The 14,770-nt window shown below is 67.4% G+C and carries 12 protein-coding genes; 1 reads left to right on the forward strand and 11 read right to left on the reverse strand.

Going from position 1 to position 14,770, the window contains the following annotated elements; translation table 11 throughout:
- Positions 1–14: 14 nt before the first annotated feature.
- From fadD32 to ACT86A_RS12670, 6 genes are all read right to left on the reverse strand, one after another.
- Positions 15–1,931 (reverse strand): long-chain-fatty-acid--AMP ligase FadD32, encoded by a 1,917-nt coding sequence (gene fadD32, locus ACT86A_RS12645; protein ID WP_445092268.1) that lies wholly within the window; start codon positions 1,929–1,931, stop codon positions 15–17.
- Positions 1,932–2,117: 186 nt separating this feature from the next.
- Positions 2,118–3,161 (reverse strand): LLM class F420-dependent oxidoreductase, encoded by a 1,044-nt coding sequence (locus tag ACT86A_RS12650; RefSeq protein WP_445092269.1) that lies wholly within the window; start codon positions 3,159–3,161, stop codon positions 2,118–2,120.
- A 156-nt stretch (positions 3,162–3,317) separates the two neighbouring features.
- Positions 3,318–4,307 carry a cutinase family protein gene (locus ACT86A_RS12655; RefSeq protein ID WP_445092270.1) on the reverse strand — a complete coding sequence of 330 codons (990 nt, stop codon included), beginning with the start codon at positions 4,305–4,307 and terminating at the stop codon, positions 3,318–3,320.
- Positions 4,304–4,822 carry a DUF732 domain-containing protein gene (locus tag ACT86A_RS12660; RefSeq protein ID WP_445092271.1) on the reverse strand — a complete coding sequence of 173 codons (519 nt, stop codon included), beginning with the start codon at positions 4,820–4,822 and terminating at the stop codon, positions 4,304–4,306. The genes ACT86A_RS12655 and ACT86A_RS12660 overlap by 4 nt, the downstream gene beginning before the upstream one ends.
- 285 nt (positions 4,823–5,107) lie before the next feature.
- Positions 5,108–6,907 (reverse strand): alpha/beta hydrolase-fold protein, encoded by a 1,800-nt coding sequence (locus tag ACT86A_RS12665; RefSeq protein WP_445092386.1) that lies wholly within the window; start codon positions 6,905–6,907, stop codon positions 5,108–5,110.
- Between the two features lie 221 nt (positions 6,908–7,128).
- Positions 7,129–8,169 carry an alpha/beta hydrolase gene (locus ACT86A_RS12670; protein WP_445092272.1) on the reverse strand — a complete coding sequence of 347 codons (1,041 nt, stop codon included), beginning with the start codon at positions 8,167–8,169 and terminating at the stop codon, positions 7,129–7,131.
- Positions 8,170–8,282: 113 nt separating this feature from the next.
- Here ACT86A_RS12670 and ACT86A_RS12675 point away from each other — a divergent pair, with 113 nt between their 5' ends.
- The gene (locus ACT86A_RS12675; protein WP_445092273.1) at positions 8,283–8,588 is read left to right on the forward strand and encodes a hypothetical protein; all 306 of its coding nucleotides are present in this window, start codon (positions 8,283–8,285) and stop codon (positions 8,586–8,588) included.
- Positions 8,589–8,652: 64 nt separating this feature from the next.
- Here the strand turns inward: ACT86A_RS12675 and ACT86A_RS12680 are convergent, their stop codons facing one another.
- The 5 genes from ACT86A_RS12680 to ACT86A_RS12700 all read right to left on the reverse strand — a co-directional run bounded on the left by ACT86A_RS12680 (position 8,653) and on the right by ACT86A_RS12700 (position 14,655).
- Entirely contained in the window at positions 8,653–9,714 is a 1,062-nt protein-coding gene (locus ACT86A_RS12680; RefSeq protein ID WP_445092274.1) for an alpha/beta hydrolase, read from the reverse strand.
- A 299-nt stretch (positions 9,715–10,013) separates the two neighbouring features.
- Positions 10,014–11,078: an alpha/beta hydrolase gene (locus ACT86A_RS12685; protein WP_445092275.1), complete on the reverse strand. Its 1,065-nt coding sequence runs from the start codon at positions 11,076–11,078 to the stop codon at positions 10,014–10,016.
- A 191-nt stretch (positions 11,079–11,269) separates the two neighbouring features.
- Positions 11,270–13,210 carry an arabinofuranosyltransferase AftB family protein gene (locus tag ACT86A_RS12690; protein WP_445092387.1) on the reverse strand — a complete coding sequence of 647 codons (1,941 nt, stop codon included), beginning with the start codon at positions 13,208–13,210 and terminating at the stop codon, positions 11,270–11,272.
- 4 nt (positions 13,211–13,214) lie between these two features.
- On the reverse strand, positions 13,215–14,141 hold the full coding sequence (locus tag ACT86A_RS12695) for a decaprenyl-phosphate phosphoribosyltransferase (protein ID WP_445092276.1): 927 nt from the start codon (positions 14,139–14,141) through the stop codon (positions 13,215–13,217).
- A gap of 1 nt (position 14,142) precedes the next feature.
- Complete coding sequence (locus ACT86A_RS12700; RefSeq protein WP_445092388.1) at positions 14,143–14,655, reverse strand: phosphatase PAP2 family protein; 513 nt, start codon at positions 14,653–14,655, stop codon at positions 14,143–14,145.
- Between the last annotated feature and the right edge of the window lie 115 nt (positions 14,656–14,770).

A 14,770-nucleotide genomic window follows, 5' to 3' on the forward strand; every position in this document is an offset into this window, starting at 1 on the left:
GCCGCCCGTGGCGATTACTCTTCCAGTGCATCGGGGAAGGCTTGCTGCGTGTAACCACCCCGCAGTGTTCCCTCCAGATAGGCCGCCCGACAGGCCCGCCGGGCGATCTTGCCGCTGGACGTGCGCGGAATCGAGCCCGCGGGCACCAGCAGCACGTCGCGGACGGTCACACCGTGGCGCTGCGCGACTGCCGCGCGCACCGCGTCGGCGATCGGCAGCGGATCGGCTTTGCCCGCGCCGGGACCGCGCTCGCCGACGATGACCAACTGCTCGGAGGCGTCGTCGGCGTCGAACTGCAGGCCGGAATGGCTGCCCTGCTCGAATACTTCGGCCGGGAGCTGGTTGGCGGGCACCGAGAATGCGGCGACGAACCCGGGGCGCAGCGCCGTGCTGGCTTCTTGCGCGGAGTACTCCAGGTCCTGCGGGTAGTGGTTGCGGCCGTCCACGATCACCAGGTCCTTGACGCGGCCGGTGATGTAGAGCTCGCCCTCGAAGTACACGCCGTAGTCGCCGGTGCGCATCCAGTTCGCCGCCGGTTCGGTGCCCTCGGCGTGACTGCCCTCGGGCAGCCGGTGGGTGACCTTGTTCCGGAACGTCGCCGTCGTCTCGTCCGGACGCCCCCAGTAACCGATGCCCATATTGTTGCCGTGCAGCCAGATCTCGCCGACCCGGCCGTCGGGCAGTTCGCGGCCGCCGCCCTCGGATTCCACCGATTCCGGATCGACGATCGTCGCCCACTGCGACAGCGCGATATAACCGCAGGACACCTGCGCGATCGCGTCCGCATGGCCGGGTTCGACCTGCACCATGCGGCCCGCGTTGAGTTCCTTGCGGTCGACGTAGGTGACCTTGGCCTCGTCCTCGGCCTTGGTGGCGGAGACGAACAGCGTCGCCTCGGCCATGCCGTAGCACGGCTTGATGGCGGTCTTGGGCAGCCCGTAGGGCGCGAACGCCTCGTTGAACTTCTTCATCGACGACGTGGTGACCGGCTCGCTGCCGTTGATCAGCCCGATCACGTTCGACAGGTCCAGCGCCTCGCCATGCTTCGGCAGACCGCGCGCCGCGGCGTGCTCGAACGCGAAGTTGGGTGCGGCGGCGAAGGTTCCGGCACCGTCGGAGACCGCGGCCAGTTCCTTGATCCAGCGATAGGGGCGGCGCACGAACGCGCTCGGCGACATGATGGTGATGTATTTGCCACCCACCGCGGGCAGGATCACGGTGAGCAAGCCCATGTCGTGGAACAGCGGCAGCCAGGTCACGCCGCGTGAGTTCCAATCCAGGTTGATCGCTTCCACCATTTGCAGCAGGTTCGTGCCGACGGCGCGGTGGGTGATCTCGACACCGGCCGGCACCCGGGTGGAGCCCGAGGTGTACTGCAGATAGGCGATGTCGTCGATGGCGATGTCGGGGCGCACCCAGCTCTCGCCGACACTGTCCGGGATGGCGTCCACCGCGATGATGCGCGGGCGCTGGGCGGCGGGCAGCGAGCGGAAGAACTGCCGGACCCCGGCCGCGGAGGAGCTCGCGGTCAGGATCGCGGCGGGCTCACAGTCACCGAGCACCGCGCGCAGGCGGTCGGTGTGGCCGGGCTCGTCCGGGTCGAACAGCGGGACCGAGATGGTGCCCGCGTAGATCGCGGCGAAGAAGGAGATCACGTAGTCCAAACCCTGCGGGGCGAGGATCGCGACCCGGTCGCCCGGGTTGGTCACTTGCTGCAGTCGAGCGGCCACCGCGCGCAGCCGGATGCCGAACTCACGCCACGTCAGCTCCTGCGCCTCGCCGTCGCGCTCGCGGGAGTAGTCGATGTAGCGATACGCCAGGGTGTTCGCGTCGTTCCGAGTGTGCTTCTCGACGTGATCGACCAGGGTGTGATCCTCGGGAATTCGGATGTTCCCGGTTTCGTCCAGGTAGTCGTCGAAAGTCTCTTCCATTCCTTCTCCTCCGAGGCACACGCAGCAACCGGCGAGATCGCCGTTATTACCTGTGAGGCCCCGACTCGCTTTCGCCCGCGGGTGCTCCAAGTGCAGAGCCAGCCTGCAGATTTTGTGCGGTCTGCGCGGTGACCGCCTATCGGCTAGATGTACTCAAACCAGAGTCATGTTACAGAGAAGACCGGTTCACTCGTCCCGCAGCAGGGGGATAACGGGGGCGAACGCGTCCATCTGGGTGGGGAAGACACCGACGTAGGACATCGAGGTGAGTTGCCGCACACGCCTGAGCTGCTCGGCGATCTCCTCGAATGTGCCGATCGCCACGTAGGGCGAGTTCAGGATGTCCTCGACGGACAACTGAACATCGACCTCCAGGTTCGGGTGCAGTCCCCGTTCCAACGCCGACAGCGCCATCTCCGCGGTCTTCTCGCGATCATCGGTGATCACGATCGCGGTGACGGCCCAGTTCAGTTCGATGTCGGCGAACCGGTCACCGGCGGCCTCCCTGATCAGGTTCACCTTTTCCACGGCCTTCTCGATGGTGATGCCGGAGAGCCGGAGCTTGCCGTCCTTGGTGGTGACCGGGATGACGGAGATGATGTCGGCGTGCCGGGCGGCCAAGCGCAGCATCTTCGGGCCGCCACCGCCCGCGCAGATCGGCGGACGCGGGCCCTGCCGCGGCCGAGGAGTCCCCTTGACGCCGCGCACCTGATAGTGCTTGCCGTCGAAGGTGCACTCCTGGCCGCGCAGCAGCACGTCGAGAATGGTCAGCGCCTCGTCCAGTTTCTCCAGCCGGACGCCGGGCGACTCGTAGGGGATACCCGCGTTGTCGAACTCTTCTTTGATCCAGCCCGCGCCGAGGCCGACCTCGAGCCGGCCCTTGGACAGCACGTCGATCGTGGCGAGGTCCTTGGCCAGCACGACGGGGTGGCGGAAACCGTTCGCCAGCACCGACGTCCCGAGCCGGATCTTGTCCGTGGCCTGGGTCAGCGCGCCGAGCGCGGCGATCGGGCCGATCTGGTCACCGAGGTGGTCCGGGACGACGAAGGTGTCGAAGCCGTACTCCTCGGCCTGCTGGGCGGTCTGGATGAACTTGCGGGCACCGCCCTCCTGCTTGTTTCCCTCGCCGGCCGCCGCGAAGCGGAACGGACGCACCGCAGTGCCCAGCGCGGTCGACGCAGCATCCGCGGCGCGGCTTGCCGTGGCGGCAGGTGCGGCGGCTTCTGTCATGAACTCATGCTCCTGGCTGTAAGGAAATACGGGCGCGACGCCCGCCCGAGGCCTGTTGCCCGGCGTCGCGATCATCAGGGCACTTTACAGCGTGCCGCCGAACAAGGGTCGCCCTTGTCACGGCTACGCGGTGCGGGTATCGCACGCTGTGCGTTCTCACGAATGCGCGGGATGCGGCGCACCCTCGATCAGGCCGGCCGCCCAGTTCGCCGTCCACTGCGTGGAGGTAGTGCCGTCGGGGTCGACGACGAAGCCGTTGTAGAGCGCGTGCACCGGGTTCCCGGCCGCGCGGACCAGCGCGTTCACGCTGCCGACGAGATTCCACGGGTTCAATGCCTCGCGCGGCGCGTCACAGATCAGATCGCCGGGCGCGCAGATGGTGTAGGTGCGCTCGGCCAGTGCGCCGAAGCCCCCCGGACGTGGTCCGGTCATCGTGATGCCCGGCACGTTCAAGCCCCGCAAGGCGACTTCCGCACCCACGCCGGGCGGCGGCGTCCCGACCTGGATCGGTTGACCGGGGCCGGTTTCGCCGGTGCGCCGTCCATCGGCGATCAACGTCACGCCCAGCACCTGATCGGCGGGAACGGGGCCGTTGCCCGCGCCGATCTGCGCGGCGACGTCACCCACGATCACCGCGCCCTGCGAGAACCCCGCGAGCACATACGTGGTCAGCGGACACTCCTGATGCCGGGCGGCCATGGCATCGACCATCCGTTGCGTGCCCTCGGATCGGCTGTTGTTGTAGGACTGCTGTCCGTCCGGCGGGATCGCGATCGGATTGGAGAACTGCGCGACATACGGAACGGTGTAGACCTCCAGCCGCTGCGCCGGGAATCGCTGGGCGACCGAGCCGGTGACGTTCAGCATCAGCGACAGCGGGTTCGCCGTCGGGTTGTGCGGGTCGTCGTTGCTGTTCGACTCCCACGTGCCGGGCACCGAAACCATCTGCACATCGGGGCAACTCGCGGGCTGTGAGGTCGGCCGTTCCGGCGGCCTCGGCCCCGGAGTGGGCGGGCGCAACCGTCCCGCCAGCAGATACCACAGCAGCAGGACGACGAGGACGATCAGCACCAGGACGCCGATCACGATCAGCAGGCACCCCGCCGGCCTGGACCGGCGGGACGCCGAACGGACACGCGAACTCACTGGCAGTACGTCGCTCGCGCGGTCGTGATGTAGACCTGCCCGGCCTTCTCGACCGGCATCTTCGAGGGGTCGAAGGACGGGTCGGAACCCGCCATGGCGTTCACGAAGGTCGTCAGATCCTGGTCGGACGCCCCCGCGGCGGTCCCCTGGCAGACGTACGCGCCGATGCTGAGCGCGATGTCCGGGGTGGACGGGGTGACGCCCTGTTTCGCCAGCTCGTCGAGGAAACGCTTGTCCTTGTCGGTGAGCTTCGAGGTGTCCGCCGGCGGGACCGCCTGGGTCGGCACCGGCTGCGGACGCTCGGGCGCCACTGTCGCCGTGGGCTGCTCCGGCGCCGGGGCGGGCTGCCCGGTATCGGCGGGCGTCGACGCCGCGGGCGACTGCGTCACCGTCGTGCTGCGGATCGGCGTCGGCGTGCTCGTCGCCGTCGAATCATTGTCGCCACACGCGGTGAGCAGGCCGATCGCGGCCATCGCCGCGACCAGGCCGAATACCCTTCCACGGGTCCGATGCATAAATTCTTGTCCTCCTGTGTCGAATTTTGCGGCGCCTGCGACGCCGCGTGTTCACGGCCCCCTGGTGGCTCGTGCCGCGAACGGTGCTCGTAAGACTCGCACCCGACGGGTTGACACGTCTTGGAATCGAGCGGTTGGTAGCTCAGCATCGAGCGGTTGGTAGCTCAGCCTTGAAGACTACGGACTCGGCCGCGCTCGCGCTCGGCCCCCTCGGCTGCCGGCCCAGTACCGAACGGTGCTACTCGGCCGCGCTTCGCTCCCGAGCAGAGTGGTGACGCCGCGGTTTCAGATACCGTGAACTTCCGGTTTGCCGTCGCGCACCGTGATGAATCCGGCTTGGAAGTTCTGCTGGACGCCACCGGGAATGGGGAACTCGTCGCTGATCGGATAGCCGAGTTTGCCGTTCTCATAACCGATCTCACGCCACGCATCAAGTACCGGGCCGTTGCGGACGGCCCAGGCCCCGGACAGCGGGCTCCAATAGATATTGCCGCCCTCGAAAGCGCTGTATCGACCGAGATCCTTCAGCGGCTGCTCCTCGGCGACCGGGAAACCGAGCGGACTGTTCTCGTAGCCGAGCTGGGCGTACTTGCCGAAGATCAAACCCTGGACGCGGTGCACGCCGGTGGCCTGACTGTAGTAAAAGGGACCGTATTCGAACCCCTGGACGGAGCCGTCGCGGTTCGGCGTCTTGATTTCAGGTGCGGTCGGATAGCCCGCGGGGCCGCGCTCGAACCCTTGCTTGCCCCACTCGTCCAGGATCGCACCGCGGACCACCTGGGCACCGGTCTGCGGTGTCCAGTACAGCGAGCCATGCTGGAAGCTCTGCCACCTGCCGCGGCCGTCGTCCAGCGCGCGTTCGTCGCCCGTCGGCAGCCCGAGCGGGCCGCCGGGCCCCAGAGCAGCCTGGTAACCGGCGCCGATCATGCCGCCGACCGGGTACGTGCCGCCACCCGGCGCGGAGAACACCCGGCCACCCTTGAAGTCCTGGGCGGTGCCGCCCGCCACCGGATACTCGCCGGTGAGACACTCACCGAGCCAGCTGGCCGCCGCGACCACCCCGCCGATCGCGCCGCTCGCCTGGCAGGCGGGCTTGCCCGGGTCGACACCGAGCGCGGTCGCGGCTTGCTGCCAGGACTGGCGCATCTCGAAATCCCAGTACGGCCAGGAATGGGTACCGGACGGGCGATAGTTCACCTGCGCCGGAATCGCCAGGTTGGCCAGCTTGGTCACGAAGTTCTGCGAGGTGAGCCGGGACAGGATCTCCAGGCCCATTCCGGCGAAGTTGGTGCTCACCCCCGGAATAGCGGAGGACTGGTCGAAGGGGCCGGTCGCACCGCTGCCACTGGACACGTAGAGGCTGATTCCCCTCAGCTTGTCGGCCAGCGCGTACGGGTCATGCCCTTCCCATTCCGGGCTCATCGGCGGACCCCACATGGCGGCCGAGTCGAAACCTCCCGCGTTCTGCATGGCGAACTCGATGGCCTGCGGCATGCCCAGCGTCGTCGTGGTCAGGAAGCCGGAATAGGACGCGGCGTGCCGCACGAATCCGGGATTGCGGGCCGCGAGGAACATCGCGGCCGTGCCGCCCATCGACAAGCCCTCCATGCCGCGCACATCCGATGCTCGCCAGTAGGTCTCGAGCAGCGGCGGGAGCTCCTTGGTCAGGAAGGTTTCCCACTTGTAGGTGTGGCCATTGTCCGGCGCCAGCCAGTCGGAGTAGAAACTGGACTGGCCGCCGACCGGAAGTACCACAGTGACGTTCTTATCGGCGAAGAAATCGACCGCACCCGCATCCTTTGTCCAACCGCTCTCGTCGTCGGCAGCGCGCAGGCCGTCGAGCAAGAACAGGACCGGGAACCGCGCCTCCGGGCGGGAGTTCCAGTCCCTGGCCAGCAGCAGTTGCACTTGGATGGGCGCGCCCATGGATTGCGAATTCACCCACATCGCGACGCGACGGTCGCTGAGCCACTGGACCTTCCCCAGCACCGGCGCGGGCGGCATGGCGGCGGGCTGCGCGATCACGGGCACGGCGACCGACAGGCTCGCGGCTAGCGGGACCACCAAGGCGGTAGCGAGCAGCATCAGCCGCCCGCGTGCCGAACGAGCGACGAGACGCCCGCGTGCGCCCCAGCTACCGCGTGTTATCCCTGCCACAACAAGCTTTGTACTCCGGTTATGGCGGTGTCCAGGGGCGACACGCGCTGCGCGGCAAACTCTCGTCGCCGCACTGCGACGACTGTCCCCGAACGCAATTCAGGCCGCACCGAGATCGGTGCGGCCTGAATGTGTCGAAGCGAATCAGGTCACCAGCCGCCGGTGGCGTCCAGGATCATGTTGCGCGAGTTGAACAGCTGGCCCTCCCAGTACTTCCAGGAGTGGGTACCGGCGGCCGGGAATTCGTAGCGTGCCGGGATACCCAGTGAATTCAGGCGCCCCTGGAAGGCGCGGGTGTTCACCAGCGACAGCGCCTCCAGCGCCATCGCGTTGCCGGTGTTGAACACGCCGACCGCCGAGTTCGGCTGGTCGAACTGGCCCGGCAGGCCGCTGGCCGCTGAGATGTACATCGGCAGGCCGCGCAGCTGCGGCGCAAAGACGAACGGGTCCATCCGCAGCCACTGCGAGCTCCACGGGGCCGCCATCGCGTCCACATTGAACCGACCAGCGTCGAGCATCGCGACCCGGATCGCCTCGCGCATACCCGGCGCGGAGATGTTCAGGTAACCCGAGTAGGAGGCGGCGAACTTGAACTGATCGCGGTGGTAGGCCGCGAGGGCCAGCGCCCCGCTACCGCCCATGGACAGTCCGGCGACCGCGTTGTTGGTGCGGGAAACGCCATAGCCCTCCAGGAAGGCCGGGAGTTCCTTGGTGAGGAAGGTCTCCCACTTGTAGGTGGTCTTCTGGCCGTTCGTGTTCGACGGCGCGTACCAGTCGGCGTAGAAGCTGGACTGGCCGCCGACCGGCATCACCAGGGTGATGTTGTCGTTCGCGAACTGCTGCAGCGCGTTGGTCTCGAACGACCAGGCGTTGCGGTCGTCGCGCGCACGCAGACCGTCGAGCAGGTAGAGCGCCGCGTTGCCGCCGCGCGAAGCCCACTGCACTTGCACCTTGATCGGTCCCATGCTGGAGGGAACCATCAGGTCCTCGTAGCCGCCCGCGGGCGCCCGCAGCACCGGCGCGTGCGCCGACGGTGCCGCGGCGGCGAGAGTCGGGGTCGCCAGTCCGGCGGCGGTCGGTAGCGCCAGCACGGCGGCACCGACGGCCAGAATTCGATTACGCCAACCGCGAGGCGTGCCTCGCCGTCCCGACTGTGTTCTCTTCGGCGCGGCCGCCCTGCCGAAACGCATGAATCCTGCTCTCTTTCTGCTGTGGTGGTGCCGCTCGCCGCTCGGTAGGGCGAAGCGGCACCCGTGCTGCCAACGAGACGCGCGTCACAGCACGGGTCCCGACTATCCGGCCCGTGACGGCGCTACAACGATCTGGTCACACTTGCGCTCGCTGGACGATATTCGACGCCCTTCGCTTTAGCAAGATCGGGGCCTTTCCGCCGGGCGAAATCTCTCCGTTTGCGCAAGGTGATGCTGCGGTGACCCTATCGCGTTCGCAGCGCGTTGTCGTGTTGGAACCCAAGATATTTCAGTTCCTGGCGGGAACTGTCACCGAGCCGGGATCCCTGGCGGTATCCGCAGCGCCCGCGCCCGGCGATGTGGCTGAAAATCCGCCATTTCAATTCGGCCGCACCCACCGCATCGAGACCGAAACGTGATCGGAGCCGAGATCTACCGTGATAGCGGCGACAACCGAGGGGCCACCACCCGCACCACTGCAATTCAGCCGATGTTCGCCGACATATCCGGAATCATCCGCGTCGCCTCGTCGGTCCAGTTGTTCCAGGCGTGAATGCCGACGGGCGGGAAAGAATAGACGGCGTTGCCGCCGCCCAGCGTCGCCATTCTGACCTGGAATGCCTTCGTATTCGCCAGCGCCAGCGTCTCCAGCCCCATGCCGTTGAGGGTGTTGAAGCTCAGCGGGTCGGTCGCCGACGGCAGGCCGCTGGCCGCGGCGATCCAGAGTCGCGTGCCGTTGCGGATCAGGTTGGGCGCGAAGACGAACGGGTCCATCCGCAGCCACTGCGGACCCCATGGCGGTGCCATCGAGTCGACGTTGTAGCCGCCCGCGTCCATCATCGCCGCGCGGATCGCCTCGCGCATGCCGGGCGCCGAGATGTTCAGGTAGCCGGAGAACGAGCCGGCGAAGCTGAATTGATCCGGGTGGTAGGCCGCCAAGGTCAGGGCGGCGCTGCCGCCCATGGACAGGCCGAAAGCGCCGTTGCGGTTGGGGTTGAACCCGAGCCGGTCGCGCAGCGCCTTGCGCAGGTTGTCGGTCAGAAAGGTCTCCCACTGGTACCGGTAGCTCTTGCCCGGTCCTCCGGCGAACCCGTCGAGGATTCCGGAGCCGGTGCTCGAGCCGGAACCGGCCGGGACGCCGAAGAACTCGCTCGCCGCGTTCCAGTCGGCGTAGAAGCTCGACATGCCGCCGACCGGCATGACCACGTTGATGTTGTTACCGGCCAGGACTGCCGGGATGTTGGTCTCGATCTCCCAGCCGTTCAGGTTGTCCGGGGCCCGCATGCCATCCAACACATAGGCGACCCGGTTGGTGTTGCCGTCGGCGGCGCGCAGAATCCGGGACTTGATCGGTCCCATGGGGGAATCGACCCAGAAGTCGAAGGCGGCGGGGTTGAATGCCGCCGATGCGGGGGCGCCGACGCCCGCCACGGTCGCCGCGAGTGGCAACAGCATTGCCACCGCGACACCGAGAGCGAACTGTCGCAACCATGAACCGGTTGATCGAGACCTACCGGGACTGCGTTTCCCGCGCGCACTTCCCATCACATTCGACCTTTCCCTCGGGCGACCCGATTGGCAAACACCAAGCGATCTCCATCGGCCCCCTCATCGGGCGCCGAGACCGGCCATCCACCGAGAAACGGACGAATCGACCTCGGTGCATGCTGTTCGCGTATCTTCGGAAGACAGAATGCCCTTATGTTGCTGGATAGTGATCCAGTGCACAACTACCGAAGCGTTTCGACTTCATATTCGTTACCGGGGAAATCCGAGACGTCCCGAAAAGGCCGACCGCCCGGCACCAGAGGCGCCGGGCGGTCGGTGGTTTCTTTACCGATCGGTTACCCGATGTTCGCGGAGAGATCCGGGATCATCCGGTAGACCTCGTCGGCCCAGTAGTTCCAGTTGTGCACACCGACAGCGGGGAAGTCGTAGGTGACATTGCCGGCACCGAGGGACAGCATGCGCACCTGGAACGCGCGGGTGTTGGCCAGCGCCAACGCCTCCAACCCCATCGCGTTGAGCGTGCCGAAGCTCACGCCGTCCGCCGCGCCGGGCAAGCCGCTACCCGCGGAAACCCACAGGCGGGTGTTGTTGGCCTTCAGCCGCGGCGCGAACACGAACGGGTCCATCCGCAGCCACTGCGGGCCCCACGGCGGCGCCATGGCGTCGATGTTGTAGCCACCCGCGTCCAGCATGGCGACACGCAGCGCCTCGCGCATCCCCGGCGCGGAGATGTTCAGGTACCCGGAGTACGAACCGGCGTAACGGAACTGGTCGGGGTGGTAGGCCGCCAGGGTGAGCGCGGCGCTGCCGCCCATGGACAGGCCGAACACGCCGTTGCCGTTCGGGTTGAACCCGAGCCGGTCGCGCAGCGCCGAGCGCAGGTTTTTGGTGAGGAAGGTTTCCCACTTGTACGTGGTGGTCTTGCCGGGTCCACCCGCGGAGCCGGTCAGCAGACCGGAGCCCGAGTTCGCCGAGCCGGTGGCGGAGGAGCCACTGCCGAGGCCGAAGAAGTCGCTCGGACCGTTCCAGTCGGCGTAGAAGCTGGATTGGCCGCCGACCGGCATGACCACGTTGATGTTCCACTTGGTCAGCTCGCGGGCGACCTCGGTGTCGATCTCCCAGCCGCTCAGGTCGTTACGCGCCCGCATGCCGTCCAGCGCGTACACCACGCGTCCGGTGTTGCCGTCGGCCGCACGGAAGATGCGCGACTTGATCGGCCCCATCTCGGAATCGACCCAGAAGTCCATGCCATCCGGATTGAACGCGGCGGACGCCGGGGCGGCAGGACCTGCCACCGACACCCCGAGCGGTAGCAGCACTGCCAGCGATACCAGCATGGACCGCTTGAGCCAGGAGCCTGCTCTTCGAGTATTCAGACGACGCCCGATCACGCCTCGCATCAGTTTCAGCCTTTCGTCTCACAGCGACAGCGGCAAGCCGTCCACACGGTAACCCGTCGATGCCCCACGGACCGGTGGACGGCACGGTTGGGCATACGGTCGTAGCTTATATCGGTATCGACGCGCGGACGTTACCAAAAAGAGATAAAGCGGTGTAAAACACTCCGGCCAGGCCATCCCGCTCCCGGAATTCAGCGTGGCGCGGCTGGTTGCGGGAACGGATCGACCAGCCCGCAGCGCTGCAGCTCGTACCTCGGCACCCGGTCGATGCGGTATTTCGCGAACCGCAGGGCGTTGCGCACGTTGTGCCGGAAGCGCTCGAAGGTCAGCGGATCACGGGAGGAGATCAGCAGCGCCTGGGTGTCCGGGCAGGACATGGCGGTGCGCGCCTGGGTCACCCACTTCTCGTCCAGGTACCAGGGCATCCACGGCTTCTTGTCGACCATGCCCGCGTCGACGACGACCCAGTCCGGGTACAGGCTCTTGTCGTGCCCGATCCGGCCGTCGGCGAGCCGATCGGTGTGCGCGGCCAAGGGGTAGGCCAGGCCCATCGGATCGATCACGCGCACGTCCAGCGGTACGTTCATGCTGGTCATGCCCAGATTCAGGAAGTAGACCGTGTGCCCGGCGCCGCCCGCGGGAACCGGCGCCGGCGGCGGCGCGACATACCAGAAGATGAACGATGGCGAGTTGAGCAGCAGACCGCCGTTCGGGGTGGCCGCGATGTCGTCGACCATCGCGCGCACGCGCGGGTAGTCCAGGTAGTCCTCGGCCAGGATCGGATGGTCGTGACCGGTATTGAGCACGTAGTAGATGCGCTCGTCCACGATGCCGGTAGAGGTGATCTTGGTACCGGTCTTGATCGCGGTGGCGTCGGCGGCGAACAGCGCCCAGCCCGCGGTACCGACCAGCGCGACCGCGAGCACCGCGAAGGACCAGTCCGCCGCCGTCACCGCGCGCACACCGCCCGCGGGCAGCCGGATCGGCAGCACCGCGACCGGCAGCAGCAGCAAGAACAGCTGCGGAAGCAGCATCCGGCCATGCATGAAGTCGCCGCCGACCCGCAGCGCGTACAGCGTCAAGAGGAACCCGCTGACCAGCACCATGGTGACGACCGCGCCCGGCGAGCGCAGCCGATTCCTGACCCGGCCGATAGACCAGCCGTGCGCATCGTCGCGGTCGGCTTGCGCCGCCCGGTTCGCCTGCGTGCGGGCGGCGACCACACCGGCGATCAACAGGACCAGCAGCGGCAGCCACAGGAAGTACGGACCGACCAGATCCCAGAGGTAGGTGAACCCCTGGCCCCATTTGGCGCCACCCGCGTCCTTCGCGACGGCGGTGTTCGGGTAGGGCAGTCCGTAGTAGCCCATCCGCCAGATCTGATACCCCAGCGGCACCAGCCCGGCCACGGCGACGATAACCGCCCGCAGGACGATCGGGCGCAGCCTGCTCTCCGGCATGGGCGCCAGGAAGATCATCAGCAGCGCGAAAGCGCCGACCAGCGTCATCTCGGGACGGATCAGCGGGGCGAGCCCGGCGAGGAAAACCAGACCGAGCAGACCGGGCAGGCGAACCGATTTCGCCTGGCTCCACCGCATCAGCTGCCACCACAGCACGCCGATCCAGCAGATCACCAGACCGCTCTCCAGCCCGGAGGTGACGTAATCACGAGCCGGGGGCAGCGCGATGTAGACCAGCACGCCCGCGGGCAGCAGCAGTCCGGCTCCGGTCCCGCCCCACAGCCGCGCCGAGCCGAGCATCGCGAACACGACCGCGGCCAGCGACACCGTGAGCGCGACGCCGAGCACAACGTACTCGAGCCGGGCCTGGGTCAGCCAGCTGAAGAACCACACCAGATAGGTCCACGCCGTACTGGTGTTCGCTTCGACGCGTTCGCCCGCGTTGAAGACCGGACCATTGCCCGCGAGCAGGTTGCGCACGGTGCGCAACACGATGAGGCCGTCGTCGGCGATCCACCGCCGCTGCCAGCCTCCGATCGCGAAAAGAACTACGGTGAGCGCGATCCCACCGACGAACGTGGCTTTGGATAGGCGCGCGAATCGCGTCACGTAGCGCGCCGCCGCATCGGCCGGCCGCTGCGCCGCGTATTCCGTTTCCTCCGCTACCAGCATCTCGTCAGGTGAGATAGACAGCGACACCTACCGCTCCGATCCAGGCGATTGCGAGGAACTGCAGGACGCGGTCCCCCAGCGCGATCTCTTCGGGTTCACCGGCCTCGCCACCGTCGACGTCGACCGCGTAACGCAAAATTGCGATGGTAAACGGGATCATCGAGATCGCGAACCAGTCGGTGTGCTTGGCATTGTCCTGCTGGAACGCCCACAACCCGTAGAACACCACGACCGCCGTCGCGGCCAGAGTCCAGATGAAGCGCAGGTAGGTGGGCGTGTAGTACTCCAGGGACTTGCGGATTTTGGCGCCGGTGGCCAGCGCGATCTGCAGTTCCGCGTAGCGCTTGCCCGCCGCCATGAACAGCGAGCCGAAAGCCATGATCAGCAGGAACCATTGGGACAGGTCGATGTTCGCGGCCGCGCCACCGGCCACGGCGCGCAGCAGGAAACCGGAGGACACGATGCAGATATCCAGCACGGCCTGATGCTTGAGGCCCAAGCAGTACGCCAGCTGGATCCCGATGTACACCGCCATCACCACGGCCAGATGCCACGACGCGAGGAACGATCCCGCGATGGACGCGGCGAGCAGCACCGCCGCCAGCAGGTAGGCCATGTTCACCGGGACGACACCCGCGGCGATCGGCCGGAACCGCTTGGTCGGATGCGCCCGATCGGCCTCGACGTCGAGCGCGTCGTTGACCAGGTAGATGCCGGAAGCGGCCGCGCAGAACATCACGAAAGCGATGCCGACGTGCGCGAGCACGTCCAGGTCCGTGGCGGTGCCCGCGGCCAGCGGCGCGGCGAGCACCAGGACGTTCTTCACCCACTGCCGCGGACGGACAGCCTTGATCAGACCTCCGGCCAGCGTCTTGGGCGGGCCCTTGACAACCGCCTCGGCAAGGTCGGCGCCGGTCGGCTCTTCACTCATGTCAACCAAGGCTCTTTCTTGTCCGGTCACTATCGAGTCTCTTTTCGGCGGCAAGCAGGGCAGCGGCGGACGCGGCACCGAGCGCGGATCCGGCGAGCACGTCGGAGGGATAGTGCACCCCGAGGACCACTCGGGACAGCAGCATCGGGGGAACGAGTACCGCAGGCAAGGGTAGCCCGGTCAATCTGCCGAGCAACACGGCAGCCGCCGTAGTCGAGGTCGCGTGCGAGGACGGAAAACTCAGTTTGCTCGGCGTCGCGACGTTGACCTGCACCGACGGATCGTTCGGCCGGGGCCGCCGGACAACGCGCTTGATCACGATCGAGGCCGCGTGCGCGCCGACCGCGCCGACCGCGACACCGGCCCACTGCCTGCGCCGCGGTTTGTCCAGCAACCAGCCCGCGGCGGCCACGCCGACCCAGCCGAGCGCGTGCTCGCCGAAGTGCGACATCCCGCGCGCCGCGGACACCACGGCGGGCTTGCTCCCGAGGGCGGCCTGTACGGCGTTGATGATGGCGACCTCGGGTGGCGCGGTCGGCGCCCCCGCGGGTTCGGCCGAAACCGGGCCGCCGTGGCCGTTCGCGCTCTGCGGCGTCCGGCGCACCGCCGCGTCGTCGGCCGCGCTCGCT

It is taken from the genome of Nocardia glycosmidis (assembly GCF_052545115.1).

Bases quoted from the DNA above. Each gene is read 5' to 3' on its own strand.
- fadD32 (WP_445092268.1), bottom strand. From the start codon at position 1,931: ATGGAAGAGACTTTCGACGACTACCTGGACGAAACCGGGAACATCCGA.
- ACT86A_RS12650 (WP_445092269.1), bottom strand. From the start codon at position 3,161: ATGACAGAAGCCGCCGCACCTGCCGCCACGGCAAGCCGCGCCGCGGAT.
- ACT86A_RS12660 (WP_445092271.1), bottom strand. From the start codon at position 4,822: ATGCATCGGACCCGTGGAAGGGTATTCGGCCTGGTCGCGGCGATGGCC.
- ACT86A_RS12665 (WP_445092386.1), bottom strand. From the start codon at position 6,907: ATGCTGCTCGCTACCGCCTTGGTGGTCCCGCTAGCCGCGAGCCTGTCG.
- ACT86A_RS12670 (WP_445092272.1), bottom strand. From the start codon at position 8,169: ATGCGTTTCGGCAGGGCGGCCGCGCCGAAGAGAACACAGTCGGGACGG.
- ACT86A_RS12680 (WP_445092274.1), bottom strand. From the start codon at position 9,714: ATGGGAAGTGCGCGCGGGAAACGCAGTCCCGGTAGGTCTCGATCAACC.
- ACT86A_RS12685 (WP_445092275.1), bottom strand. From the start codon at position 11,078: ATGCGAGGCGTGATCGGGCGTCGTCTGAATACTCGAAGAGCAGGCTCC.
- ACT86A_RS12690 (WP_445092387.1), bottom strand. From the start codon at position 13,210: ATGCTGGTAGCGGAGGAAACGGAATACGCGGCGCAGCGGCCGGCCGAT.
- ACT86A_RS12695 (WP_445092276.1), bottom strand. From the start codon at position 14,141: ATGAGTGAAGAGCCGACCGGCGCCGACCTTGCCGAGGCGGTTGTCAAG.